Origin of the sequence: Lysinibacillus mangiferihumi (assembly GCF_003049665.1) — a bacterium.
Taxonomy (GTDB): Bacteria; Bacillota; Bacilli; order Bacillales_A; family Planococcaceae; genus Lysinibacillus; species Lysinibacillus mangiferihumi.
The window spans coordinates 1-26,471 of the sequence record NZ_PYWM01000045.1 but is presented as its reverse complement, the minus strand read 5'-3'; the positions used below and the strand labels follow the sequence as shown (position 1 = coordinate 26,471).

24 protein-coding genes and 1 riboswitch are annotated in these 26,471 nt (G+C 38.9%); of the genes, 20 read left to right on the top strand and 4 right to left on the bottom strand.

Going from position 1 to position 26,471, the window contains the following annotated elements:
• Window positions 1-227: hypothetical protein (locus C9J37_RS28580; RefSeq protein ID WP_201262215.1), on the top strand; the 227-nt coding region annotated here is incomplete at its 5' end.
• Window positions 228-260: 33 nt separating this feature from the next.
• On the opposite strand, the gene C9J37_RS24960 is transcribed toward C9J37_RS28580, so the two are convergent.
• Window positions 261-866, bottom strand: coding sequence for a TetR/AcrR family transcriptional regulator (locus C9J37_RS24960; RefSeq protein WP_107897571.1), 606 nt, complete (start codon window positions 864-866; stop codon window positions 261-263).
• Between the two features lie 235 nt (window positions 867-1,101).
• Here C9J37_RS24960 and C9J37_RS24955 point away from each other — a divergent pair, with 235 nt between their 5' ends.
• The 19 genes from C9J37_RS24955 (at window position 1,102) to C9J37_RS24860 (ending at window position 23,326) form a co-directional block, all read left to right on the top strand.
• Complete coding sequence (locus C9J37_RS24955) at window positions 1,102-1,995, top strand: NAD(P)-dependent oxidoreductase (RefSeq protein ID WP_107897570.1); 894 nt, start codon at window positions 1,102-1,104, stop codon at window positions 1,993-1,995.
• 15 nt (window positions 1,996-2,010) lie between these two features.
• Window positions 2,011-3,528, top strand: a complete 1,518-nt coding sequence (locus C9J37_RS24950; protein WP_107897569.1) for a CoA-acylating methylmalonate-semialdehyde dehydrogenase — start codon at window positions 2,011-2,013, stop codon at window positions 3,526-3,528.
• A gap of 321 nt (window positions 3,529-3,849) precedes the next feature.
• Complete coding sequence (locus C9J37_RS24945; RefSeq protein WP_107897568.1) at window positions 3,850-5,166, top strand: GntP family permease; 1,317 nt, start codon at window positions 3,850-3,852, stop codon at window positions 5,164-5,166.
• A 15-nt stretch (window positions 5,167-5,181) separates the two neighbouring features.
• Window positions 5,182-5,943 (top strand): 3-hydroxybutyrate dehydrogenase, encoded by a 762-nt coding sequence (locus tag C9J37_RS24940; protein ID WP_107897567.1) that lies wholly within the window; start codon window positions 5,182-5,184, stop codon window positions 5,941-5,943.
• 17 nt (window positions 5,944-5,960) lie between these two features.
• Window positions 5,961-7,145: an iron-containing alcohol dehydrogenase gene (locus C9J37_RS24935; RefSeq protein WP_107897566.1), complete on the top strand. Its 1,185-nt coding sequence runs from the start codon at window positions 5,961-5,963 to the stop codon at window positions 7,143-7,145.
• Between the two features lie 192 nt (window positions 7,146-7,337).
• Window positions 7,338-7,706, top strand: a complete 369-nt coding sequence (locus tag C9J37_RS24930) for a PadR family transcriptional regulator (protein WP_235617237.1) — start codon at window positions 7,338-7,340, stop codon at window positions 7,704-7,706.
• Between the two features lie 2 nt (window positions 7,707-7,708).
• Complete coding sequence (locus tag C9J37_RS24925) at window positions 7,709-8,113, top strand: DUF1700 domain-containing protein (RefSeq protein WP_107897565.1); 405 nt, start codon at window positions 7,709-7,711, stop codon at window positions 8,111-8,113.
• Between the two features lie 157 nt (window positions 8,114-8,270).
• A complete protein-coding gene (gene fadH, locus C9J37_RS24920) occupies window positions 8,271-9,038 on the top strand; it encodes a 2,4-dienoyl-CoA reductase (protein ID WP_107897564.1) in 768 nt (255 codons plus the stop codon).
• Between the two features lie 110 nt (window positions 9,039-9,148).
• Complete coding sequence (locus C9J37_RS24915) at window positions 9,149-9,388, top strand: hypothetical protein (protein WP_024362241.1); 240 nt, start codon at window positions 9,149-9,151, stop codon at window positions 9,386-9,388.
• A gap of 486 nt (window positions 9,389-9,874) precedes the next feature.
• Window positions 9,875-10,318: a cyclic-di-AMP-binding protein CbpB gene (gene cbpB / locus C9J37_RS24905; protein WP_107897563.1), complete on the top strand. Its 444-nt coding sequence runs from the start codon at window positions 9,875-9,877 to the stop codon at window positions 10,316-10,318.
• A 68-nt stretch (window positions 10,319-10,386) separates the two neighbouring features.
• Complete coding sequence (locus tag C9J37_RS24900; protein ID WP_024362238.1) at window positions 10,387-11,274, top strand: transcriptional regulator CcpC; 888 nt, start codon at window positions 10,387-10,389, stop codon at window positions 11,272-11,274.
• 263 nt (window positions 11,275-11,537) lie between these two features.
• Entirely contained in the window at window positions 11,538-13,928 is a 2,391-nt protein-coding gene (locus C9J37_RS24895; protein ID WP_107897562.1) for a DUF8725 domain-containing protein, read from the top strand.
• Window positions 13,928-14,863, top strand: a complete 936-nt coding sequence (locus tag C9J37_RS24890) for an ABC transporter ATP-binding protein (RefSeq protein ID WP_107897561.1) — start codon at window positions 13,928-13,930, stop codon at window positions 14,861-14,863. The genes C9J37_RS24895 and C9J37_RS24890 overlap by 1 nt, the downstream gene beginning before the upstream one ends.
• Window positions 14,860-15,705, top strand: a complete 846-nt coding sequence (locus tag C9J37_RS24885; protein WP_024362235.1) for an ABC transporter permease — start codon at window positions 14,860-14,862, stop codon at window positions 15,703-15,705. Before C9J37_RS24890 ends, C9J37_RS24885 begins: the two co-directional genes overlap by 4 nt.
• Before the next feature lie 12 nt (window positions 15,706-15,717).
• Entirely contained in the window at window positions 15,718-17,112 is a 1,395-nt protein-coding gene (locus C9J37_RS24880; RefSeq protein ID WP_107897560.1) for a DUF8809 domain-containing protein, read from the top strand.
• 11 nt (window positions 17,113-17,123) lie between these two features.
• On the top strand, window positions 17,124-18,119 hold the full coding sequence (locus tag C9J37_RS24875) for an AAA family ATPase (protein WP_107897559.1): 996 nt from the start codon (window positions 17,124-17,126) through the stop codon (window positions 18,117-18,119).
• The gene (locus tag C9J37_RS24870; RefSeq protein ID WP_107897558.1) at window positions 18,116-18,988 is read left to right on the top strand and encodes a DUF58 domain-containing protein; all 873 of its coding nucleotides are present in this window, start codon (window positions 18,116-18,118) and stop codon (window positions 18,986-18,988) included. Before C9J37_RS24875 ends, C9J37_RS24870 begins: the two co-directional genes overlap by 4 nt.
• Before the next feature lie 11 nt (window positions 18,989-18,999).
• Complete coding sequence (locus tag C9J37_RS24865) at window positions 19,000-20,745, top strand: vWA domain-containing protein (RefSeq protein WP_107897557.1); 1,746 nt, start codon at window positions 19,000-19,002, stop codon at window positions 20,743-20,745.
• Window positions 20,729-23,326, top strand: coding sequence for a VWA domain-containing protein (locus C9J37_RS24860; protein ID WP_107897556.1), 2,598 nt, complete (start codon window positions 20,729-20,731; stop codon window positions 23,324-23,326). The genes C9J37_RS24865 and C9J37_RS24860 overlap by 17 nt, the downstream gene beginning before the upstream one ends.
• A 53-nt stretch (window positions 23,327-23,379) precedes the next feature.
• On the opposite strand, the gene thiW is transcribed toward C9J37_RS24860, so the two are convergent.
• From thiW to C9J37_RS24845, 3 genes are all read right to left on the bottom strand, one after another.
• On the bottom strand, window positions 23,380-23,871 hold the full coding sequence (gene thiW / locus C9J37_RS24855) for an energy coupling factor transporter S component ThiW (protein WP_107897555.1): 492 nt from the start codon (window positions 23,869-23,871) through the stop codon (window positions 23,380-23,382).
• Between the two features lie 120 nt (window positions 23,872-23,991).
• Window positions 23,992-24,099: riboswitch (TPP riboswitch) on the bottom strand.
• Window positions 24,100-24,164: 65 nt separating this feature from the next.
• Window positions 24,165-25,361: an MFS transporter gene (locus tag C9J37_RS24850; protein ID WP_107897554.1), complete on the bottom strand. Its 1,197-nt coding sequence runs from the start codon at window positions 25,359-25,361 to the stop codon at window positions 24,165-24,167.
• Window positions 25,362-25,678: 317 nt separating this feature from the next.
• Window positions 25,679-26,471: ABC transporter substrate-binding protein (locus tag C9J37_RS24845; RefSeq protein WP_107897553.1), on the bottom strand; the 793-nt coding region annotated here is incomplete at its 5' end.

Here is a 26,471-nt window from a genome sequence, read left to right as displayed (position 1 = left end):
TGAAATACCCGCGAAGCAGAGCGAAATACCCGCGGAACAAGGTGAAATACCCGCGAAGCAGAGCGAAATACCCGCGGAGCAAGGTGAAATACCCGCGGAGCAAGGTGAAATACCCGCGGAGCAGAGCGAAATACCCGCGGAACAAGGTGAAATACCCGCGGAGCAGAGCGAAATACCCGCGGAGCGGAATGAAACAGACAAAAGGCATCAAGAAATTATTTTCTTGATGCCTTTACTATTGCTTTAGGAAGCAAATTAACTTATTTCTTTAATCCGTTTATAACAACTGCTGTAAAATGTGCCATCTGCGCAACTAAATCAAATTCCTCATTATGAATTAACCAATCATAAACATTGGCTCTCATGCAACGCTGTATAATTTGTTGCATTTGTACAGCTTGTAAATCGTTAACAAACTCTCCTTGTTGAATACCCTCTTCAATATAAGTGTTAATAATTTGAAAGATTTTGCGCTGAGGACTAATTAAATAATGATTTTGTTCTACTTGATTCGTCATGGCAGCTGTATACACTGTTCTCAATAAATCTTTGCCAACAACATTTGTTAAATACAACATTTGCTCCTTATAAAGCAAAAGAATTTTCTCACTTGCTGACAATGATTGATCAATATTTTTTTCGACAGTACTGTAAAAGCTATCAAGCTCCTCAAATTTTTCCAAAATAACATCGTATTTGGATGGGAAATGGGTATAGAAAGTGCCCTTGGACACTTTACATGCTTTCGTAATTTGTTCAACAGATACATGTTCAAATCCATGTTTATTAAATAAATCTAAAGAAGTTTTCAGTAATTTTTCTCGAGTTTCTAATGCCTTTTTTTGGCGAGTAGTTAACGAATTCATGCCCATCTGCCTCCGTAATTAAAATATCCTATAATAATAATTGCAACATTTATTCAGAAAATAGAAAATTTTTTGATTGACGAGTGATATTATGTTTGTTTATGATTTAAATGACCACAGTCAATGACCGCGGTCATTAAGAGTATCTCGTTATTAATGTTACGATAAAAACGTAAAGTTGGCTAGTGTATCAGTTAGCTTATTTACGCAATTCATGGGGAATGGGGGAGCTCAAATGAAAGACAAGTTAGGTTTTATCGGCTTAGGCAATATGGGGTTACCAATGTCCATTAACTTACTTCGTGCAGGTTATGAAGTGTATGGCTTTGACACGAATACGAAAGCAATGGAGCAATTCATTGCAGAAGGTGGTATTGGTTTAGCAACAACGCAAGCAGTTGTAAAGCAAAGCGAAGTAATTATGACCAGCTTGCCAACGCCACAAGTTGTTGAACATGTCTACACATCGGAAGAAGGGATTTTGAAACATGCTAAGCAAGGAAGTCTACTGATAGACTTTAGCACTGTAAATCCTGAATTAAATGATTCGTTACATAAAAAGGCGCAATCATTAGGGTTACGTTATTTAGGAGCTCCGGTAAGCGGAGGTGTTATTGGTGCTATCAATGCAACGTTAACAATCATGATAGGTGGAGAAGAAAAGGATTACCAAAGTGGAATTGAAATTTTCGAAATAGTAGGAAAAAATATTTTCCATCTTGGCACATCTCCGAGTGTAGGGACACGTATTAAATTACTGAACAATTTAATGATTGGCTTTTATACGCAGGCGGTTGCAGAAACGATTGTACTTGGAGAAAGTATGGGAGTGGCAGCAGATACGCTCTATGAAGTATTAAGTAACAGTTATGGCCAAAGTCGTATTTACGAGCGTAATTATTTAGAATACATGAAAAATGAAAATTATGAACCTGGCTTTTCTACGAATCTATTACTAAAAGATTTGCGATTAGCAAAAAATATGGCTGATGAAGCAGGTGTGCCCCTTCTTATTGGTGAACAACTGGTCAATCTTTACAATGATATATCAGCAGAAGGTTTTGGTGAAAACGACATGTCTGCTGCTTATTTAAGTCTCAAAGAAAAGTGCATGATGAAACAAAATTAAAGGAGGAAAACAGTTATGACAACAGCACAACAAGTTAAAACATTAACACATTTTATTGGTGGAGAAATGATTGAGGGAAAAAGTGGTCGTTACGGTTCAGTTTATAATCCTACAACAGGTGATGTTATTGCAAAAGTACCGCTAGCAACAGTAGAAGAGACACGTGAGGCAATTGTCAAAGCACAGGCTGCCTTTCCAAAATGGCGTGATACGTCAGTAGCTAAACGTGCGGAGGTAGTTTTAAAATTTCGCAATCTAGTGACAGATAATATGGAAGAATTATTACAAATCATTTGTACGGAAAGTGGTAAAACGATTGATGATGCGAGAGGTGAAATTACACGAGGTCTAGAATCCGTTGATTTAGCAATTGGGGCTCCTCATTTGGTAAAGGGCGAGTACTCTGTAAACGTTGGTGGTCAAATTAATGCCTACTCTGCTAAATATCCGCTAGGTGTGGTAGCGGCAATTTCGCCATTTAACTTCCCTATTATGGTGCCATTAGCGCAAACAAGTATGGCGATTGCTGTAGGGAACGCAGTTGTTTTAAAGGCTTCAGAGAGAGTACCAATGACCGCATTATATGTAAGTGAATTATGGAAAAAAGCTGGTTTACCAGATGGCATTTGGACAGTCGTAAATGGCGATAAAGATGCGGTTAATGAGCTATTAGAAAATCCAATTGTGCAAGCGATTTCATTTGTGGGGTCCACGCCAGTTGCTAAATACATTTATGAAACTGGCTCAAAATATGGGAAACGTGTTACTGCTTTAGGCGGTGGTAAAAATAATATGGTCGTAATGCCTGATGCAGACCTTGAGCAAGTGGCAAATGCATTTATTGGGGCGGCCTATGGAGCAGCTTCTCAGCGTTGTATGGCCATTTCAACAATCATGCCAGTGGGCGAAGAAACGGCAGATCGTTTAGTAGCCATCTTAAAAGAAAAAATTGCAGCATTAAAAGTAGGGTCTTATACGGAGAAAGATACAGATTTTGGACCGGTTATTTCACAGCAATCAAAAGAAGCGATTCTTGCTGCAATTAATAAAGGAGAAGCAGAAGGGGCGACTGTTGTTTGTGATGGACGTGAGCTAGCGATTGTAAACGAATCAAAAGGCTTCTTTGTCGGTCCTACATTATTAGATCATGTAACACCAGGAATGGAAATTTATGAGCAAGAAGTATTTGGTCCTGCTCGCAATGTAGTGCGTGTTGATTCGTTAGAGGAGGCAATACAGCTAATTAACGAGCATGAGCTTGGCAATGGTGTCACAATCTTTACCAATGATGGACTTGCAGCACGTAAATTTACTACAGAAATTGATGTGGGGATGGTAGGTGTGAATGTACCAATTCCTATTCCAGTTGGTTACCATAACTTTGCTGGATTTAAAGGCTCTCGATTTGGAGAAGGGCATATGTTTGGCCCAGATCAGGCACGTTTCTTTACGAAAACAAAAACAATATCAGAGCGTTGGGTAACGAATACTGAAACAGCATCTACATTTGCATTTCCAAGTAACAACGATTAATGCCATAGCAAGACTTAACGTATTTTAAAGATTGCAGGCGGACGCTAAAGAAGCAACACGGTGCTAGCTTGCAGAAAGTGTCCGTCTGTAGCCTAACATATTGATTACTTAAATGATGTTCAGCGATAATATGAAATTTTCAAAAGTTGCGGTGTGCTTGTGTACAGTTATGTATAGCAAGTTTTAAGAAGTAAGGGAAGTAAAGCGACTAAGCACAATAGAATCCGATACAGAAACGATAGAAATGAAGGTATACAGGCACGCCATATAGCAATATAAGATTAACTCTATAGCACTTTCTAAAAGATAGGTGGGATGTGGATGTTAGCGTATATTGGGCTTTTTGGAAGTTTAGTACTACTAGTCTATTTAACAATGAGGGGTGTCAATTTACTAATTTCAGCACCATTAACTGCTTTAATTGCAGCTTTAACAAATGGTCTTGCTTTCTTCCCACAAACTGCAAATGACAATCAAGCTAATTTCTTAACGAGTTATATGGATGGATTTACGGGCTTCGTTGGTTCTTGGTATTTAATGTTCATGGCAGGTGCCATTTTTGGCAAGGTAATGGAAGATACAGGTGCTGCTGATAGTGTTTCGAAATGGATTGTTGAAAAAATTGGGGTGAAGTATGCTACATATGCCGTAGTATTGGCAGCAGCTGTACTAACATATGGTGGTGTCTCAGTATTTATCGTAGCCTTCTCTGTTTATCCGATGGCGATTAGTTTATTTAAACAGGCGAATTTTCCAAGGCGCTTTATTCCTGCGGCACTTGGTTTAGGTTCTGTAACGTTTACAATGACGTCAGCAGGCTCACCAGAAATCCAAAACTGGATTCCAATTCCATATTTAGGAACAACACCATATGCAGGTTGGCAGGTGAGTATTGTCGTTGCATTATTTATGGCGATTGGTGGAGCACTATGGTTGAATTGGATGATTAAACGTGCAGTGAAAAAAGGGGAGGTATTTATCGAACGTTCAACAGATCCTGTCGTTGACGAAACGCGTAAATTACCTAGTCCAATGTTAAGTTTAGTACCATTAGTAGTCGTTTTATTGATTTCGTTTATCTTCCATGACTCTCTTGGCACATCAGCTCTAATTGTTGCATTAACGAGCGGTTGTATTATGGCGTATTTAGTAAGCTATAAATATGCAAAATCAGTTAGTGCAACGTTAGCCGCAGGTGCAATGGGCGCTGTTGTAGCTATTGCAAATACTGCAGCAGTTGTAGGCTTTGGGGGCGTTGTAAAAGCTACAACATCATTTGTAGCAACTGTCGATGTGATGACAAATATCCCTGGCAATCCACTGATAGGGGGAGCTGTTGCAATCGCAGTAATAGCCGGTTTAACAGGTTCAGCTTCAGGTGGTCAAACAATTGCAATGCCACTACTAGCTCCTCACTATATTGATATGGGCGTTAATACGGAAGCATTACACCGCACAGTAGCCATTGCATCTGGCTCGCTCGATTCATTACCACATGGTGGTTATGTAGTGACGACAATCAATTCTGTATGTAATGAAAAACATAAGGATGCCTATTTGCCTTTTGGTGCTTTAACCGTTGTTATACCAATTATTGGGACTATCGTTGCGATAGTATTATTCTCACTTGGAATGTAGGAGGGATAGCAATTGATGGAAGGTAGAACAGTATTTATAACGGGCGCTGCTCGTGGAATTGGCCTATCCATTGCTCAAGCATTTGCTGAGCAAGGAGCGAATGTTGTCATTTCAGATATAAATGAGCAACGATTAGCTGAGGTGGTAGATCTCAATCCACAATTAACAGCCTATACATGTGATGTCACGGATGAACAAACCATTAGTGAGGCAATTGCTTTCACAGTTAGTAAATTTAAGAGCATTGATATTTTGATTAATAACGCAGGATTTCAACATGTATCTTACATCGAGGATTTCCCAACTGAAATCTTTGAACAAATGCAAAAAGTAATGCTTGTAGCGCCATTTATTACGATGAAATATGCCTTACCCCATATGAAGAAAAATAAATTTGGTCGCATTCTAAATATGGCATCGATAAACGGTGTTATTGGATTTGCTGGTAAAGCGGGTTACAACGCAGCAAAGCATGGCTTAATAGGATTAACAAAAGTCGCTGCACTTGAAGTAGCCAATGACGGTATTACGGTTAATGCCATCTGTCCAGGATATGTGGATACAGCATTAGTTCGTAATCAATTTACAGATTTAGCAAAGACACGTGGGATTCAAGTAGAAGAAGTGTTGGAGCAGGTGCTATATCCACTTGTCCCGCAAAAGCGCTTGCTTGATGTTTCAGAAATTACAGGGCTTGCACTTTATTTAGCAAGTGATGTGGCCAAAGGTTTAACAGGTCAGGCGATTGTATTAGATGGCGGTTATACTGCCCAATAATGGAGGAGCGATGCGTTATGATTCAAACAAAAACAACTTTCACAGTAAATTCTCCTGCGACGATTGTTTATGGAAAAGATGCATTTGAAGAAGTAGGCGTATATGCCAAAAAACTAGGTTCGAAGGCACTTATCGTTAGCGATCCAATCATGGATGGATTAGGGTTTGTTAATCAGTGTAAGGCATTATTAACAGCGAATGGTTTGGAAGCGGTTTCATATTTAGGTGTAACAACTGAGCCAGTGGATACGTATGTAGCACAAGGTCTTAGTATTTTGCAAACAGAACAGTGTGATCTTATCATTTCTGTTGGGGGTGGAAGTTGTATCGATACAGCCAAAGCAATTGCTGTTGTAGCAACAAATGGTGGTTATATCGGCGATTATATGAAACTAGCGAAAATCGCCGAGCAATCACCTATCCCACATATAGCCGTTCCAACAACAGCAGGCACAGGCTCTGAAGCAACAGATGCTACAGTGATTACCAACACGACGAATGATGTGAAAATGATGATAAAACAACCAGCTTTTATGCCACCAATTGCCATTGTCGACCCGATGCTAACGGTAACCTCTCCACCAGCCATTACAGCGGCGACGGGTATTGATGCATTAAGCCACGCAATTGAAAGTTATTTGTCTCGTTTAGCACATCCTTATTCGAATGTGCTTGCGTTGTCAGCGATGGACTTAATTATTCATAATATTTTGAAGGTCTACGAGCAAGGGGACGATATTGATGCACGAGAGGCGATGTCTTTAGGCTCAATGCAGGCAGGACTATCGTTTTCCAATGCATCAGTTGCTTTAGTACATGGTATGTCACGTCCTATCGGTGCACTTTTTCATGTGCCTCATGGTATTTCCAATGCGATGTTACTACCAGCGGTATTAGAATTTACCAAGGATGCATGCGTGGAACGCCTAGCAGATATCGGAAAATTTTTTAACACAAATGGACAGTATAGTACCCAAGAGGAACTAGCGACTTTAGCTATCGACTCAATAAAAGAATTATGTAAAAAGATGAATATTGGCAATTTACAGCAATGGGGTATTGAGGAGGATGCATTTTATGCGGCAATTCCGAAAATGGCAATCGATGCAATGGCAAGTGGTAGTCCTGCCAATAACCCTAAAGTGCCAACACAGGATGAGTTAATGGAGCTGTACAAGGTTGCTTATCATTATGAGTTTTAAATAGTATAAGACAGAGTGCCTTCCGTTAAGCAAAAGAGGAAGGCGCTTTTCATTTGAGATAATGTTGTTGAAAAATAAACATGAGTTGAAATTTCATAAAATAAGACATCATCTTAATGCTTGTGCCATTATTAGGCACTGTTCCATACTTTAATATAAACTAATTCTAATATGTATCTATTGAGTATATATATGATTGACACATATATTTGTATAAAATATAATTACCTTATGGATAACAAAAATAATAATACGCAATATCTTAAAGGTTTATTTGAAATTGCCATTTTAATGATGCTACAGAAAAAAACGATGTATGGCTATGAATTGACGAAAGAATTGAAGGAGAGCAAGTGTTTTTCTATTTCGGATGGTTCCATTTATCCAATATTAAAACGATTGACGGCGAATGATTATGTGGATGTATTTTCAGAAGAATACGAAGGAAGAATTAGAAAGTATTACCGTATTACAGATTTAGGAAAAGCATTAGTAGAAAATAGACTGAAGGAGTTAGATTCAATAATCAAATATTTTAAAGAAATTAAGGGGATGGATTAGACGTGGATAATCACAAGATAAATGACTATATACGTCAACTGGAAATGGAGTTAGAGCCATTACCAAAAAAGGATAGAGACAATCATATCATGGAAGTAAAAGATCATTTATTGCAGTCCGTAACGAATGGCAAATCAGTGGACGAGGTATTAAAAAGCTTTCTTTTACCTAACGAATTAGCTAAGGAAATTAAAGCTGAGTATCAGTACTTGTATAGTGCACCTTCTGCTGAAAATAGGCATCCTATCAAACAAAAGAGTAGCAAAAAGATATGGATTATTTTGTCTGTTTTAGTAGTGGTCATTATTTTCCCTATTTTTTTGGCGATTGCTGTATTTATAGCGAATGTATCAGATAATCCTACTGATACAAATGGAAACATTGAGTATGAAGAAATTAATAAATAAAAACGAATTATTCAGCATTATCAAATGTTAAATAATTCGTTTTTATTTATCTTTTGAAACTGTAAAATAGGTATTTGACAGAATTAAATGACATTTACGAGAAAATATAGTAAAATAAAATGAATGGTTATTCATTTTACTTAAAGGGGGAAGTACGATGTTGCAGGGGAAAACGATTATTATTACAGGTGGTTCAAGTGGTATGGGGCTTTATATGGCGAAGCAATTCGTGACTGAAGGGGCAAACGTTGTAATTGTAGGGCGTAACGAAGAGCGATTAGCGGAGGCAAAAGAGTTTATATTAGCAGCAGGCAATACAATCGAAACATTCCAGATGGATGTTCGTATACCAGAACAGGCTGAGGCAATGGTGGCGTTTGCAGTTGAAAAATTTGGTCGAGTGGATGGACTTGTCAATAATGCTGCTGGTAATTTTATTGTGCGTGCAGAAGATTTGTCGCCAAATGGTTGGAAAGCAGTTGTGGATATCGTCTTAAATGGTACGTTTTATTGCTCGTCTGCTATCGGTAAATATTGGATTGACCAAAAAATTAACGGATCGATTATTAATATGGTGGCGACCTATGCTTGGAATGCAGGTGCTGGTGTCATACATTCGGCGGCTGCAAAAGCTGGTGTACTATCAATGACAAGAACGTTAGCTGTTGAATGGGGCAAACGTTATGGTATACGTGTCAATGCCATTGCGCCAGGGCCAATTGAACGAACGGGCGGAGCAGCAAAACTTTGGGAATCTGAAGCAGCAGCAGCTCGTACAATTGATGCTGTTCCACTTGGCCGAATTGGTACACCAGAGGAAATAGCGGATTTAGCAACTTTTATGATGTCGGATAAAGCCAGCTATATGAATGGTGAATGTGTCACTTTAGATGGAGGACAGTGGTTAAATCAGTATCCTTTTTAGCATTATCTAGACAGTCAATGTTGTTAAGTGACCGTTTTCCTTGTTGAAATTCATTGCATAATGAGGAGCGGTGTTGATACATACTAAGGGCAAAGAAAGGAGTTTTGCCTATGAGTATGTGGTTGATACCGTCTCTTATTGCAATTACAATCATTTCGGTTATTTCATTTGTTTCGACTATGAAAATTGCCAAAATGACGTCAGAGCGGAAATCAGAAAAGGATACACCGATTTCAGAAACAGTCGAAGAATATGCAACGATGCTAAATCCAATTGTTTGGGTGTACATCATATTTTTACTTTTTTTAGGAATAATGATTTTTTACTACTGGACTAAGACAGGGTATTAATCAGATTTCAACGAAGTATCACATTTGCTTTGGTTTATGTGATACTTCGTTTTGACATTTGTAAAGATTATGTTCCCACAAATTTTAAATATTATAAGAAAGTTTTTTTACCATTGTGTTGTCGTTTTAACAAAGCTATTAAATACTCCTTCTTCCTCGACGAAGGGATTATGACTACTTTCTTCAAAGATTGTTAAGTAAGCATTTGGTATAAGAGAGGCAATTTCTTCAGAAAAAACTAAAGGGCATTGCGTGTTTTTAGATGCGACATATAATGCGGAGATGCGAATGAAAAATACGATTGTGCAAGCCAGATGAACTTTTAATAACTTCTTAATTATTGTTGAGAACAAAAATATCCATAATATACATTGTTTATGAAAAACTCTTCTTGACCTTGTCATGGTCATAGTCGGAAACATTGTGATATGATAAAAGAGAAGGATCCTGTTCTGCAAAGCAAGGACAGAAAAGGAGAAGAAGTTCATGATTTCAACTAACAGCAAAGACTTATTAGCAATGCCAATTAGTGATTTTATTATTTCATCCGAAAAGGTTGCACATGTACAAAGTGGTAATAATGCCGAGCATGCACTCCTTGTACTGACACGTACAGGGTACTCGTCCATACCTGTATTAGATATGAAATATCGCCTTCAAGGTTTATTGAGCATGAAAATGATTACAGAATCTATTCTAGGTCTCGAACATATTGAATATGAAAAATTACCAAATATTAAAGTAGATACAATAATGGAAAAAGATATAGCCGTTCTCAAGATGACGGATACTTTCCAACGAGCTTTAGATTTGGTTATTAACCATGCGTTTTTATGTGTAATAGATGAAGATGGTACATTTGCAGGGATTTTAACAAGACGCGTTATTTTAAAACAGTTGAAAAAATATATCTATCAAAAAGAGAAGTAGTGTAAGAGGGGACTCAGGTGCAAAATCATGAGGTCCCCCTTTACTTGTATTGGAGGTTTAGGTGATTGATGGCAACAGAGGCAGAAATTTTGAAAGTTTTAGCTGAGGAACGCAATATGCGTAAAGCAGCGGAGCGGTTGTTTTTATCACAGCCTGCACTTTCACAACGGTTGCAATCGATTGAAAAAGATTGGGGTGCACAGCTGTTTATTCGTTCGCAAAAGGGGCTTACAGCAACCCCCGCAGGAGAACACGTTATAGCGTATGCAACAGATATGCTTGCTAAAAAAGAAGAAATCTTTGAAATGATTCAATCGTTAACAACAAAAGTAAACGGGACATTGAAAATTGCTTGTGCTTCCATTGTCGGGCAAAACTGGCTTCCTAAAATTATAAAAGATTTCGTAACAAAATATCCAGAAGCTAAAATTTCACTTATGACTGGTTGGAGCTCGGAAATTGTCAAAGCTTTATATGAGGGCGAGGCCCATATTGGCATTGTGCGTGGACAGGTTGATTGGAAAGGTGAAAAGATTCATCTTTTCCGCGATACGTTGTACTTAGTAGATCGAGAGTTAAAAACGATTGAAGATGTGCTGACAACTGATCGCCCATTTATTCAATTTAAAAGTGATTCCAATTACTATCAGGAAATACAGCAATGGTGGCAACAGCATTTTGCTTCAAACCCAAGAAGACAAATTTTGGTAGATCAAATTGAAATATGTAAGCAAATGGCGTTAAATGGCATAGGTTATGCCATATTACCGTCCATCACGTTAAATGAGCATGATGGGGTTAATAAAATTGCGCTGACTAACAATGAAAAAGAATTTGGTTTAACGCGAGATACATGGTTAATAGGCTATGAGTCTTCCTTTGAATTACGCCAAGTGGAAGCATTTGTAGAGGTTGTACAAGATCATGCCCGATGCCTGTTTGACTATACAAATTAAATATTTTCATGCTAAAGGGGCTTCGGATTAAGAGTAAAGTGTTAGATTGATCGCATTCATTCTAACACTTTTTCGTATTGTCCATGCTGTCCCGCAGGTCGCATCTTCGCTACCATTAATTAAATTGTTTGAGTGCCTGGCACCTCCCTAAATCTTAAGAGTTTATGAATATTCATGAAGATATCATAAGAAATGGAACAAAATGCACGAAAAAACGTATGATTATGTAATCATCTAAAAGCAAAGGAAAAGGGGTTGAGTTTTTGAAGAAATTAAATATTACAGCACTAATAGTACTATTAATGCTTGTTATGAGCTACGCTCTGCCTATTTCTGAGGCGAGCGCCGCACCTACTTTAGAGGTACAAGCTAAGACAGGAATTGCAGGAAAGGCAAAATATCAATCAGTAACGCCTTTGCAAGTAACTGTAAAAAATAATGGACCTGATTTTTCAGGAGATATGGCAATCAATGCCTTTAATTCTTTTCAAGCAGGATCAGCACTAGTTGTGCCAATAGATATAGCAGCTGGTGAGGAAAAAACAGTTACACTTTATTTGGACGGCTTAGCTGATTATGGTTATTCCGATGGCGATGTCTTTGCCTTTTATGAGGGCAACATTGAAAAAGGAAAAAAAGTTGCTTATAAAGGAACAAAGCGGTTACAGGCGAATTTTTTAAAACCAAATTCAACATTTATTTATACGTTAACAGAGAAAAGCGACCGTTTATCTGCCTATTTAAAGTTACCGCAACTTTTTCCATCCAATAGTGTAGAAGTATTTAACTTAAATCAATTAAAAGACTACACATTACCTGAGGTTGCACAAGGCTATGCAATGGCGGATATTATTGCAGTCGATGAGGTTGCGATAGCTGATTTAACGCAAAAACAGCAGGAAGCATTATTAAAATGGGTGCAAGATGGCGGTACATTATTGCTTGGCAGCTCTGAGCAGCTCAATGCAACTGCAGGCATTTTTAAAGAATATTTGCCACTTACATTATCCCAACAAATGACGACCGTTTCAGCAGATAGCTTAACGAAATTATCAGGAGGCGGTATTTTCACACAAGCAATTTCTGTCTATACAGCAACTGAAAATGAAGGCAGTATCCCTGTTTTAAAAGACAATACTAATATTCTAGCTGCTAAGAAAAAGGTTGGTAGTGGAGAGATTGTCCAAACAACTTTTTCATTAGGAGACCAGCCGTTAGCATCTATGGACGGCTATGCGGCATTAACAGCGAAAATGTTCGACATTCAAACTATGTCTCAGCAAACAGTGATGCAAGGTCAATCTACAATGGATCAGCTTTCTAGCGAGTTAGGTAGTATTAACGAATTATTCCCATCATTCGAAGTATCCGTTAGCTATATGCTGATCGTCATTATTCTTTATATTTTAGTAATTGGTCCAATCCTTTACTTTGTATTAAAGAGAATGGATAAACGAGAGCATGCATGGTGGGTTATTCCTACGATTTCAGTGGTACTGTCGATTGTCCTATTTGTTTTTGGTGCAAAAGATCGTATTGTGCAGCCACAAGTACAACAATCTGCATTCTTTAAAGTAAATGAAGATAGTAGCGTGAATGGTTATTATGTAGAATCGATTTTAACAAATCGCAGTGGTAATTTTGTAGTGAATGCTGATAAAGATACGACTGCAGTAGCGTTACGCAATAATTATAATCTTACAGGTTCAATGGGCGCGTTACATGAATCGTCGTATATTAAAGAACACGCCAATGGATCCGCATTAACATTGCGCGATTTAAGTTATTGGTCTGTCCAATCTTTTGGGGGGAAAACAGCCGCTCAAAATATAGGTAAAATGGATATTGATATTACATTGAAAAATGAAAAATTGTCTGGGACAGTTAAAAATAACTTCCCGTTTGCCTTAAAGGATGTCACGGTTATTTCGGGTACAAAAGAAGTGAAGCTTGGTGATATTGAACCGAATGCTACACTGAAGGTGGACAAAGAGCTGAAAACAACAGTTCTTCAAAAGCCAACACACTTTAATAATTATAATTATAACTATCCAAAGTCGAAGGAAGAGGTTGACCCATTACGCATTGAGCGCATGAAGTCTCAAGCCCTTCTATTACTAGAAAGTGAGAAACAACCTGTCATTACAGCTTGGGCAGAGCAAGCAATTGTAGGTGTAGAACTTGAAACAAGTGTCAACATGTCACCTATTTCTTATTTCGTACAGCCATTCGATGGAAAAGTTGAAATGTCAGGTCCATTTACGTTAAAACGTAATAACTTTTCATATAATTTGAGTGCACAATCGCCAAATGCCGTTTTCAATAAAATAGATGAGCAATTAAATAATTGGTACATGTCAGAAGGTTTATATGAGTTGTCGATAGAGATGCCAGACCATTTTATAGACTTTGTTCAAACGTTAGATGAACTTACAATTTCCAATAAAGAAGTTCAACGAATGCAGTTATCCATTTGGAATAACAAAACGGGCGACTATGAACCATTGGTTGATACGAAGCAGGTGTTTACAAATGATATTACGCAATACTTCAATGATAAGGGTAAGCTGCTGTTGGAGATTAAATTTGGACCAGATCAAACGGGCGAGCAAACAAAATTACCTGAAATAGAGCTGAAAGGAGTGGCGAAGTAATGATAGAGATTCGTGATTTAACGAAAAAATACGGCGCTTTCACAGCACTAGATCATTTAAATCTATCACTGGAGGAAGGTGTAGTATTTGGCTTTGTAGGGGCTAATGGTGCCGGTAAATCGACAACGTTTTCGATTTTAGCTACATTGCTATCCCCAACTTCAGGCGATGCATTGATCAATGGAAAAAGTGTGATTAAGGAACCGAAAGAAGTTCGGAAACAAATAGGCTATATGCCAGATTTCTTTGGTGTGTACGATCAACTTAAAGTAGATGAGTATTTAGACTTTTATGGGGCGAGTTATGGCATTGACGCGCAGGAGCGTAAAGTTCTTATACGGCAGTTACTAGAGTTAGTTAATTTAACGAATAAACGTTTTGAATATGTTGATTTACTATCGCGTGGGATGAAGCAACGCCTTTGTTTAGCACGAGCTCTGATCCATGATCCTAAGGTCTTAATATTGGATGAACCTGCTTCAGGCCTAGATCCACGCGCACGAGTAGAAATGAGAGATATTTTAAGAAATTTAAAATCCATGGGGAAAACCATTTTAATCTCCTCGCATATTTTGCCAGAGCTAGCGGAAATGTGTGATGAAATCGGCGTTATTGATAATGGTAAATTGATTGCACATGGCAATGTTGCTTCCATTCAAGCGCAGCTACAAGGTGAAAAGCGAATCGTTATCAAAGTATCGGATTGTTTACAAGAGGTACGCGCATTTTTAGAGGAAGATCCATTAATTTCTTCAATAGATGTCATGGACAATCGTTTAGAAATTGCTTTTAACTATCGCGGCACAGATCAGGAACAAATAGTACTACTGAAAAAAGCGATGCTTGCAGATTTACCAATTTATGCATTAAGCGAGGAAGAAAAAGATTTAGAAGATGTCTTTATGGCGATTACGAAGGGAGCGGACAGTCAATGATGGAAAGATTTTATAATCCCGTCCTTGTAAAAGAATTGAAGTTACGCTTCCGTTCTTTTAAAAGTTTTTCTGGTTTAATGTTTTATCTAGCGGTGATTTGTATTTTTATTGCAGGTTTCTTACTGCTGACAACAGAATTTACGGGCAAAGGGTTTTTTAGACCTGATACAAGTTTTATGATGTTTGCCGTACTAACAATATTGCAAATGGCACTCGTTCTTTTCATTACACCGAGTTTAACTGCTGGGGCAATTAGTAGTGAACGAGAAAAACAAACGTTAAATATTTTATTAACAACAACACAAAGCTCGACACAAATTATTATTGGTAAATTATTATCTTCGGTAGCATTTTTAGTATTGATGTTAGTCGCAGGGCTACCATTGTATAGTTTAGTCTTTCTATTTGGTGGGGTATCCCCTTCCCAACTAATTTCAATCTTTTTATTTTACCTATTAACAGTTGTTGCAATCGGTAGCGTTGGGGTTATGTTTTCAACTATTACGAAGAAAACGATTGTTGCTATGATTGCTACGTATGGCTCCATCATTTTCTTAGGAGGAATTACAGCATTTTTCTTCTTCCTATCAATGGCATTCCATCAAATGGGCAATACGATTGCTACAAGCTCGTCCTTTATGACGTACTTCTGGGCTTCGATTAATCCAGGTGCATTAATGCTTACGCTTATTTCGCCCTCTATGGGAGATGCGTTAGCAGAGCTAAGTGGCATTGATATACCGGTATGGATAACTTACTTACTAATTTATGTTTTAATTATTGTGTTAAGTTTAACGATTGCGATTAAGAAATTACGTGCCAATATGAAAAGTAATCGATGAGGAGGAAACAGCATGGAGCGTCGGAAGCAATTACGAAAATATATTCAGCGTGCACAACACAGTTTAACTTTTGAGAGAAGCCTACCTATTGCACAATACGGGTTGTTTTTAGCATTGCTTTCGAGTGCTTCACTTGTCCTAGTATCAAGATTATTTGTTTGGCCTTATTATCGTCAGATCGCTGTTGTTGTCTTTATACTTGGCCTATTTGCAACAATCGTTATGATGTGGTGGCGACGTGTCAAAGAAAAGGAAGCATTGTATGCACTTGACTATTATTTTTCACATAATGAACTTGTAACGGCACTGTCTTTTAAAAACGACGATGACCCGCTGATCCAATCTTTACTTGCAAAGGCGATTCAAAAGTCAGAACAAGCATTTGCTCAGTTTAAAGCAAGAAAGAAAAATCTGTTTCGACCTAAAGCATTTATTGGCCTTTTTGCCACAGCTATTGTTTTAGCAATACTTTACATGTTCCCAGCGGCAACGCAAATTGAAGCGATTGAAGTGGAAAAAGAAAAGGCTGTGATAGAGGATATAAAAAAAGAAGTGGCGAAGTTAGAAAAAAAAGCTGAGACAAAAGAAGTGAAAGAGCAGCTAAAAGAATTACAAAATACGTTAAAAGAAACGCAAACAGCGGAAGAAGCATTACGAGAAGTCGTGAAAAAGCAGAAGGAATTAGCTTTAAAAGAACAGCAATTAAAAGATAAGCAGACAGCGAGTAAAGATGGTGCTGGCGATAAAAAAGCTTTATCACAAGAGGAACTCGAACAGTTGAAAGAGCTTGCACAAATGCAGCAACAGCTTACACAAAGTGCAAATACAACGCAAACAGCGATGAGCAACTTAGGGAAACCAGCAAGTAATACATTGCAAAATGCTATTGCTAGTGCAAATAGCACAAATAATAATCAGCAAAACAGTGCAAATTCGAATCAACACTCTTCCGGTAACGCACAACAGAGTAGCCAACAAGGTCAAAATAATTCCCAGCAAGCAACAAGTAATGGCCAGTCACAAGGAAAGCAACCAAGCCAAGGACAGGGTCAAGGCCAAGGACAGGGTCAAGGTCAAGGACAGGGTCAAGGACAGGGTCAAGGTCAAGGAAGTGGTTCAGGTCTAGGAAGTGGTGCGGGGAGTGGCCAAGGAAGCCGAGATTTATTGACTACACCAAGGCTTGGCGGTTCTAGCGAAACGACTGTCGATAGTGGGCAATTAGGAGACGGTTCGCATGTTTCCGAGCAACAAGGCAATGGACCGATTACAAAAGGTACCATTAGACCGTATGATGAAGTGATTGGCTCCTATAAAGATAGCTATTTAGAAAGCTCACAGCGTTTACAATTGCCGAAGGATTTACAAAATGTCGTGCAATCTTATTTCACGACAATTGAGTCGCAGTAGGAGGAGAAAAAATGGCATTTACAGAACAACAGTATGTCGAAACGGGTACGAAATTACAACAAGTAAAGAATGAAATTCATCGCTTTATTGTTGGACAAGAGGAAGCAATTGATTACACATTATATGCAGTCCTTGCAGATGGACATGCACTGTTAGAGGGGCTTCCTGGTTTAGGGAAAACGATGCTTATTCGAACTATCTCTGAAGTGCTAGATTTATCGTTCTCACGTATTCAATTTACCCCAGATTTAATGCCTGCTGATATTACAGGAACAAGTATGATTGAGCGAACAGCAGATGGGAGACAGCAGTTTACATTTCAGCCAGGACCAATTTTTAGTCAAATGGTTTTAGCCGATGAAATTAACCGTGCTACACCTAAAACACAAAGTGCGTTGCTTGAAGCGATGGGGGAAAAAACGGTAACGATTTTAGGAGATACGAAGAAAATGGCAAAACCATTTTTCGTCTTGGCAACACAAAACCCAATTGAAATGGAGGGTACATATCCTTTACCAGAAGCGCAAATGGACCGTTTCCTGTGCAAAATTCTCGTCCCATATCCAGAAAAAAATGAACTAATGGAAATTATGAAACGTACAACAGGTGCGCACGAAGTTAGCTTGCAAAAAGTGTTGGATACTGATGAACTAATTTTGGCACAACAAATGGTGAAGGAAGTACTAATTGCCGATGAGATGCTTGAGTTTGCAGCAGACCTTGTCGTGGCAACACATCCTGAAAAAGAAGATGCTATAGATGAAGTAAAGCGCTATGTCATGTATGGTAGCGGTCCACGTGGCTTACAAAGCTTAATTAAATTGGCAAAAGCTAGAGCACTGATGAATGGACGTTTTCATGTATCTGTTGGGGATATTAAGTCAGTGGCGAAGCCCGTCTTACGTCACCGCATGCTGCTGAATTATGAAGGGGAGGCTTCAGGTAAGACAGCAGATGATGTGATAGACGTTATTTTAGAGAAAGTCCAACAAGGCGTAAGTCGATGACAAAAAATATTTTGCCCGAGGATTGGTTAGCGAAAATAAGTCGTTTCCAAGTGGCGACTGCCTCCAAATTGCGTGGCCAGCATAAAGGCTCGCATCGTTCGCAGCGCTTCGGGGCATCCCTCGATTTCTCTGATTTTCGCGAATATCATTTAGGTGATGATGTGCGACAAGTAGATTGGAACGTCTATGCGAGAACCGATAAATATTTTATTAAACGTTTTTTAGATGAACAAGAAATGCGGGTGCATATTTTATTGGATGCAACAAAATCAATGGGTGAGCAAGTCAAATGGACATTTGCTCGGCAAATTGTTGCATCACTTGGTTTAATGGTACTTGGTCGTGATGATCGCTTATCATTTTCTTATGTACAAGATGACGTGAAACCTCCATTTCGTCGTAAAGGGGCTATGTACCGTCGCGCATTTTTGCAAGTTGTTACAGATATAGAAGAAGCCAACTATACAGCAAGCTTTTCTCAAGGGGCATTAAAGGCTATACCAAAAGATAGCACAGTGTTATTTATCGTAACAGATGGGCTTGAATCGATCGAGGAATGGGAACAGTTATTGAAAAGATTGCCTCGTTTTGCAGGAGATGTCCGCATTATACAAGTTGTCACAGAAGAAGAACTTCATCCGCAATATGCGGGAGATGTTCGTTTAGTGGATAGTGAAACAGGGCGTGATGTCAATGTCACGATGTCATCAAAAGTACTAGATACGTATGACACAAGGCGTCGCCTCCATGAAGAAGAGTTTGAAGCCATTTGCCGTCGCTTTGGTGTGCGTAAACTGCAGCTTAAGGTAGAAGACGGTTTGCAACATGCAATCTTTCAACAATTACTAAAAGCACATTGGATTAGGTGAGGTGAGCCGTTATGGGCTTTAGTCAAATTATTTTTAGCTGGACGGCCATCTTCCCGGTCATTGTCCTGCTCTATTATTTCTTTCGAAAAAAATATACCGATCAACCAGTGTCCTCAACACTTTTTTGGTCTGAAATTATGCAAGAAACAAGAGTGTCTCCATATTTAAAGCATTTACAAAAAAATGCGTTACTGTATTTACAATTGCTGGCATTACTTTTACTAGTGTTAGCACTCATCAATCCTTATATGAAAAAAAGTACGATTGTGGGTGCTCAGACGATTTTTATCGTGGATACATCAGCTACAATGCTAGCAGGGAAAGAGCAATCTACATTTGATGCCCATAAAAAAGAAATGCAATCATTGGTAGAACAACTTGACGGACGACCTGTTACATTAATTACAACTGGCAATGCTCCACAAGCAGTGTTACAGCAAGAAACAAATGTAAAAACGATTGAAAAAACCATACAAGATTTACATGTAACATATGAAACTGCCCAAATGAATAAAGCGCTTGATGTGGCACAAGCTTTTGTTGGTGATAGTCCAACGTCAATTTATGTTTTCACAGATGCACTTGATAAAAAGCAATTACCGATGGAAAAGGAATCTGTGAAATGGCTTGTACACGGTTCTGCAAAAGATTTAACGAATGTTGCTATTACGCGCTTTGCTGCTACGACAGATGGTAAATCTACGATGGCGTTAGTGCAGCTTCAAAATGATACCGATAAAGAGCAAAAGCTAACACTTATACTACAAAATAGTAAAGGTGATGTACTAGTAGACGAACCTATTTCTTTGGCAGCAAACGAAGCAGTGTCTAAATCCTTTAAAGATTTACCATTAATGGATACGGTGACAGCTAAAATTGATGTAAAAGATGATTATGCGCTTGATAATATCCAATCAGTCGTGTTACAAACGGCTACAGCGAATATTGTAGTCGATCAAAACATGCATCAGCTTATTCAAAAAGGGTTTCAAGCTATTAATGACAACGTAAAAATTGTACCGCCCTTGCAGCTTGCGGATAATCAAGGAGCTACTATTGTAACGAATCAAACATCATTACTTCAAAAGATGGAGAGACCCATTGTATTATTTGGGCGGGATGATATTGAAAAAGTAGACGTTAATGGTGAAGTAAAAACAACGAGCGATGCTTTATTTGCATTTAGTGAGTTAAATGATATTTATGTCAGTGCTTTATATCCTCCATTTGATGATTATAAAACAATCGCCACAGTTGGAGAAAAACCATTTATCCAACGAACACCTGAAGGGGATATTATCGTCCTTGCTGATATTGCAGATACAGATTGGCCACTCTATCCATCGTTTCCTTTATTTTTATGGAGTGTGGAACAGCAATTATCTGAATCGGTAGGTTCCCTTGGGATTTTTGCACCAAATGAGCAACGTTCAGTCGCGTTATCACAGGGTGATTGGAGTGTTTATTCTCAGGATGATGAATTTTTATCGACTATTACGAATGGCTTACTAACTGCTCCAATGAAGCCAGGTATGTATACAGCTCGCTCAAACAGTGAGGAAAAGCGTCTTATCGTGCAACTACAAGCACAGGAACGTGTAATAGAAGAAGGAACAAGCTATACGCTTGGAGAGCTTCAGCAAAATGGCAAGGAAGAAGTGTCGAAAGCTTCGTTTGTACCTTGGCTAATACTCATTATTTTAAGTTTGCTTGTCGCAGAGTGGGAGGTGCAACGACGTCGTGGATTTACGAATTGATATGCCATTAGCGTTATTGTTATTACTGCCATTGTTTATGTATTTTGGATGGACTTATTGGCGCGAGCGCAGGCGCCTGAAAAAAAGTCATCTAGTTGTACTGGGCATTCGAGTAATAGCCATCGTCTGTTTCGTCTTTGCATTGGCAGCACCTTATCTGTTATTGCCAGTAAAGGACGAGCAAGTATTATATTTAGTTGACCGCTCTGCTTCGATGAATCGTACAGAGGCAGAAATCGTTAGTTTTATAGAGGAAAGTTTGAAATCGAAAAAGGAAGATCAACTTGCAGGGATTTACTCATTTTCATCAACTCTCCAAACGGAAGCGATTTTATCAAAATCCTTAAAAGATGTTCCGAAATTTACTGAGGTTAAAGGAACAGACCAAACAAATATAGAACAAAGTCTTCAGCTTGCAACAGGTATTGTTGATCCGAAAAAGGCGACTAGACTTGTATTACTAACAGATGCCAATGAAACACAAGGCAATGCGTTAGAATTTGCCACGAAGCTAAAAGGCTCCAATATTAGTGTAGATGTCGTGCCGTTCCATCAAAATGTGACGAATGATGTGTCACTGAAAAGCTTTGTGACACCACAAATAGCTTACGTAGGTGAACAGCAACAGCTTGTGACGGAAGTCAATGCCACAGCGGCAGGGCAAGGTGAATTATTGCTGTACGAAAATGACAAACTGATTCATCGTGAGTCGGTGGAGCTTGCTCAAGGTTCCAATGTTTTTACTTATAAACATACGGCAACTGCAGAGGGGCTTGTGAAATATGAGGCGCTCGTGCAAGTTGGACAGGATGCCATTTTTGAAAATAATAAATTAACAAGTGTGACGATGGTACAAAGCGAGCCACATTTACTGATTGTCAATGGCTACGATACGGCATCACCAATTGCTGCAGCTCTAGGATCAAATTCAATTTCCTATGATGTTGTGGATGCAGCAAGCTTACCAAATGAACTGTCTAGCTATTTGCAATATAACGCGATTATTTTTGATAATGTTCCTGGACACTTAGTTGGAGAGGCGAAGATGAGCGTTATTGAACAGGCAGTCAAAAACTTTGGTGTTGGCTTTACAATGGTCGGCGGTGAAAATAGCTTCGGCTTGGGTGGTTATTTTAAAACACCAATTGAAACATTACTACCTGTTGAGATGGAGATAAAAGGCAAAGAACAATTGCCATCTTTAGGGCTCGTCATTGTACTTGACCGTTCAGGAAGTATGTATGGCTCAAAACTAGAGCTTGCGAAAGAAGCGGCGGCTCGATCTGTTGAAATGTTACGAGATGAAGATACGCTAGGATTTATCGCCTTTGATGATCGCCCTTGGGAAATCATCGAAACTGGACCATTAGGCAATAAAGAAGAAGCCGTCGATACGATTTTATCGGTTACGCCTGGTGGTGGTACAGAAATTTATCGTTCATTGGCAGCAGCCTATGATAGTTTAGCTGATTTAAAATTGCAAAGGAAACATATTATTTTACTTACAGATGGACAATCACAAGCTGGCAATTATGAGGATTTAATTGAAACGGGGAAAGAACAAGGAGTGACACTGTCAACCGTGGCGATCGGACAAGATGCTGATGGCAATCTACTGCAAGGGCTAAGTGAAATGGGCAGTGGTCGCTTCTATGATGTCATCGATGAACAGACAATTCCTTCTATTTTATCACGTGAGACAGCGATGATTTCACGTACGTATATAGAAGACAACCCTTTCTATCCAACAATCTACAATGCATCTGGCTGGAATGCATTATTTGCGAATGGTGTGCCACAAATGAATGCCTACATTGGCACAACAGCGAAGCAGGGAGCCGCTGTAATAGCAGAGAGTGAGAAAGAAGACCCAGTATTAGCACAATGGCAATATGGACTTGGTAAAACTTTTGCTTTCACATCGGATTCAACAGGGAAATGGGCTGGTGACTGGGCAAGATGGCAGGAATGGGGAACATTTTGGCAAACCATTATATCGCAAATGCTACCAAGTTATAATGATGTGGCCTATGATGTACGTCTTGATACAGATGGTTCATTTATTATCACCGATCCGACAAATGAAGCAGCATTTTTAGATATTGTTGCTGTGGATGAAGCTGGTGAGGAGCTTGATATACAGCTTGAAACGCTATCTGCTTCGCAAGTACGTGCGGTTGTCCAAGCGAAGCCTGGTTTGATTTTTTTCCGTATCGCTGATGAAGAGCAGGCTATTTACCAAGCAGGTCTTAGTGTACCTTACAGTGCTGAATATGAATTACGTCCTGTGAATGAAACCATTGTAGAGCAACTAACAAAGCAAACGGGCGGCTCAGTATTGAAAGAACCACAAGAAGTGTTCCGTGATTTCACAAACAAAGGAGCAGAGCGCCAAAATATTGCCACATGGCTACTATTAGCAGGGATGTTGCTATTCTTCTTGGATATTACAATTCGACGTTTTGGTTGGAACTTTATAACAAGCCGCAAGCAAAAAGAAAAGCCTGTAGAAGAAACAGCCGTGCAGGTGGAAAACACCAATGTTGCGCAGTTATTAAAAGGCATGAAAAAACGCTCATAATAAAAAGATGGCACATTGCGAAAAAAGCATGTGCCATCTTTTTTTGAACATAGCTACTTAGTAATAAGAATAGACGGTGCGGTTTTCCGAAGACTGCTCGCAATGATAATGCCGAGACATGCCCCAATCAAACTAGATGTGAAAAAGGCGGGCATAAAAAATAATGCAGCTACGGATGTCCCCATCAATAATTGCGCATAAGGTACAGCGATTAGTGAAGCAAGGATACCTGTGCCGAATACTTCACCAACTCCTGCTACCCATTTCTTGCCGCTATATTTATAAGCAAAAGCAGCACATGCTGCACCGATGACACTTCCGGGGATCGCTAAAAGAGAGCCCGTGCCTGTTAGTATGCGAATAATGGCTGTTAGCAAAGCAATGATAATGGTAGGCACAGGCCCTAGTAAAATGGCACCGATAACGCTAATAGCATGTTGTACAGGATAGGCACGAGCAATCCCAGTTGGAATCGAGACAAATATGGAGCCTGCTACAGCAATAGCAACCAATAAAGCCATGATAGTTAGTTTTTGAATAGCCATGATAGTTCCTCCTTTATTAATAAAACGTGTAGAATCGCTGGTAAAACGACATAATGAATGACAAAAAGACCGCTCCCTCTCAACAAAAGGAAGCGGTCTTGTATTTGATAATGACACAATAAGCAAGAGTCGCCACTTCCCTCCGCTAGTGTGAACTAGATCAGGTTCAAAGGGTCCGTATATGACCATATACGTCTCAGCCTTGTAAAGACTCCCCTAGTGGTAAACATGATATTCAATTATTACTAATAAATGGTATAACTAACACCTATATTAGTCAACGTTATTTCACATTATTTTGAATCAGGTTGCATAAGATGTGGCGCCTTTTTTAATGTCCAAATAAGTGCTAGGAAGAAGCAGGCCATTAAAATAATTGCACCAAAAATATAAGGACTATTCATATTCCAATCAAAAAGAACGCCTGCTAGTGCCGGTCCAATCATATTGCCAAGGCTCATATACGCATTATTAAGACCAGCGGCAAAGCCTTGCTCATTTTCGGCTAGTTTAGAAATTAACGTGTTAACGGCAGGGCGAATCAGTGTAGTGGCTGTTGAGAAAATCGTTGCGACAATTAATATAAGTGCAAAGCCAGATACAAATAATATTGCATAAATTGCTACAGCGGCAATAAATAAGTTGACTAACACAACTTTCATTTCACCAAAACGTTTAAAGAGTGGTGTAATGACAAACATTTGAACAATAACACCAAATGCACCACCTACAGTCAGCAAGATGGCAATATCGGGAGGCGTATAATTAAACTTGTCTGTTACAAACAATGATAATGTCGTTTGAAAATTAGCGATGCCAAACGAGAATACTAGCATAATAATTAGCATGACAAAGTATGGCATCTTGACTGAACGTACCATCTGCTTTGTAAGATTTTCTTGCTTTTGTGCTTTCTGTGCTGCAGTAGGTTTTGTAGAGGGCAGTAAAAACACCGATAGAATAGAAGCAATAATAGCCGCTCCACCAGCCGTAAAGAATGGAAAATGCAAGCTAACTTTCGATAGAAACCCGCCAATACCTGGTCCAATCATAAAACCTAGAGACATGGCAGCTCCTAACATGCCCATTCCTTTTCCTCGTTCTTCATACGTTGTGACATCTGCCACAAACGCCATAATAGGCGGTGCAACAAAGGCTGAACCTAAACCACCTAAGAAACGGGCAACAAAAAGCATCCATACATCTGTAGATAAACCAAATGAAATTTGCCCAAGTCCAGTTACAATCAGACCAAAGATAATCAAATTTTTCCGACCATATCGATCTGAAAGATTCCCAGCAATTGGAGAAAAAACGAATTGTGCTAAGGCGAACGTTGCAATTAGCATGCCAAGAACTTGTCCTGCCGCTCCAAATATTTTTAAATAATCTGGCATAACAGGAATTATAATCCCAATACTCCCCATTGCGATAAACATATTAAACATTAAAATATACAACGCGGCCTTATTAGACTTCTGCTGGGTCATCGAATACCCCCCTTTATTTACTATTCAAACATTACTAAAGTCTATCATAAAGAAATAATGCTTGGCTATCAGATTATAGTCGTAGGTGGCTGGCGTGGTTATCGATACAAGTACAAGGCGACAGAATAAAGAAAATCGCCACTAAAAATCATAAATCGCCACTAAACAGCCATGAATCGCCACAAAGAAAGTAAGAATCGCTACTAAATCCCCATGAATCGCCACTAATTGCCGTAGCGGACATCAACAGTCCATCAAAAAAGTGTTAGATTGATGGCTGTCAATCTAACACTTTTTTGGCTTCGTTTCTTTCGTATTTATCGAATACTCATTTTAAATTCTAAAAATAATTCATTGTATTTCCCTAAATAATCGGGCCCTAGGTTTTTATAGACTTCTAACGTTTTGCGTTGTTCTTCTGAAGGGTAGAAGCGCTCATCAGCAATAACTTCTTTATCCATTAAGCTCATTGCCGCAGTATTTGGAGTAGAGTAGCCCACATAATCTGCATTTTGAGCTCCAGATTCTGCATCTAACATAAAGTTTATGAAAGCATGTGCGCCATCAATATTTTTCGAAGTTTTCGGGATTACCATATTATCAAACCACAAGTTCGAACCTTCTTCTGGCACAGCAAAGTCTAAATCTTCATTTTCTGATAGCATATCTGCGGCTTGACCAGACCAAGTGAGTGCGATGGCTGCTTCGTTATTAATCATAAGCGGTGTAATCTCATCACCAATAATCGCTTTGACGTTTGGTGCGAGTGTAATCAGTTTGTCTGTGGCCTGACGTAACTCTTGGTCATCTAACGAGTTCAGGGAGTGTCCAAGACTGTTCAAACCCATACCGATGACTTCACGTGCACCGTCTACTAAAAAGACTTTACGTTTTAAAGAAGGATCCCATAAGTCTTGCCATGAAGAGAAATCTAGGTCACCGACTAAATCTGGATTATAGACAATGCCAACTGTGCCCCAAAAATAAGGAACAGAGTATTTATTGTTATCATCAAATGGCAAATCTAAAAAATAAGGGTCGATATTTTTAAAGTTCGGGATTTTTGTTTTATCTAAAGGAAGTAATAAATGTTCTTCCTTCATTTTTTCA

Excerpts from the sequence above, each read along its gene's own strand:
- C9J37_RS24960 (WP_107897571.1), bottom strand. The coding sequence starts at position 866 with ATGAATTCGTTAACTACTCGCCAAAAAAAGGCATTAGAAACTCGAGAA.
- C9J37_RS24955 (WP_107897570.1), top strand. The coding sequence starts at position 1,102 with ATGAAAGACAAGTTAGGTTTTATCGGCTTAGGCAATATGGGGTTACCA.
- C9J37_RS24950 (WP_107897569.1), top strand. The coding sequence starts at position 2,011 with ATGACAACAGCACAACAAGTTAAAACATTAACACATTTTATTGGTGGA.
- C9J37_RS24945 (WP_107897568.1), top strand. The coding sequence starts at position 3,850 with ATGTTAGCGTATATTGGGCTTTTTGGAAGTTTAGTACTACTAGTCTAT.
- C9J37_RS24940 (WP_107897567.1), top strand. The coding sequence starts at position 5,182 with ATGGAAGGTAGAACAGTATTTATAACGGGCGCTGCTCGTGGAATTGGC.
- C9J37_RS24935 (WP_107897566.1), top strand. The coding sequence starts at position 5,961 with ATGATTCAAACAAAAACAACTTTCACAGTAAATTCTCCTGCGACGATT.
- C9J37_RS24930 (WP_235617237.1), top strand. The coding sequence starts at position 7,338 with ATGATTGACACATATATTTGTATAAAATATAATTACCTTATGGATAAC.
- fadH (WP_107897564.1), top strand. The coding sequence starts at position 8,271 with ATGTTGCAGGGGAAAACGATTATTATTACAGGTGGTTCAAGTGGTATG.
- C9J37_RS24915 (WP_024362241.1), top strand. The coding sequence starts at position 9,149 with ATGAGTATGTGGTTGATACCGTCTCTTATTGCAATTACAATCATTTCG.
- cbpB (WP_107897563.1), top strand. The coding sequence starts at position 9,875 with ATGATTTCAACTAACAGCAAAGACTTATTAGCAATGCCAATTAGTGAT.
- C9J37_RS24900 (WP_024362238.1), top strand. The coding sequence starts at position 10,387 with ATGGCAACAGAGGCAGAAATTTTGAAAGTTTTAGCTGAGGAACGCAAT.
- C9J37_RS24890 (WP_107897561.1), top strand. The coding sequence starts at position 13,928 with ATGATAGAGATTCGTGATTTAACGAAAAAATACGGCGCTTTCACAGCA.
- C9J37_RS24885 (WP_024362235.1), top strand. The coding sequence starts at position 14,860 with ATGATGGAAAGATTTTATAATCCCGTCCTTGTAAAAGAATTGAAGTTA.
- C9J37_RS24880 (WP_107897560.1), top strand. The coding sequence starts at position 15,718 with ATGGAGCGTCGGAAGCAATTACGAAAATATATTCAGCGTGCACAACAC.
- C9J37_RS24875 (WP_107897559.1), top strand. The coding sequence starts at position 17,124 with ATGGCATTTACAGAACAACAGTATGTCGAAACGGGTACGAAATTACAA.
- C9J37_RS24870 (WP_107897558.1), top strand. The coding sequence starts at position 18,116 with ATGACAAAAAATATTTTGCCCGAGGATTGGTTAGCGAAAATAAGTCGT.
- C9J37_RS24865 (WP_107897557.1), top strand. The coding sequence starts at position 19,000 with ATGGGCTTTAGTCAAATTATTTTTAGCTGGACGGCCATCTTCCCGGTC.
- thiW (WP_107897555.1), bottom strand. The coding sequence starts at position 23,871 with ATGGCTATTCAAAAACTAACTATCATGGCTTTATTGGTTGCTATTGCT.
- C9J37_RS24850 (WP_107897554.1), bottom strand. The coding sequence starts at position 25,361 with ATGACCCAGCAGAAGTCTAATAAGGCCGCGTTGTATATTTTAATGTTT.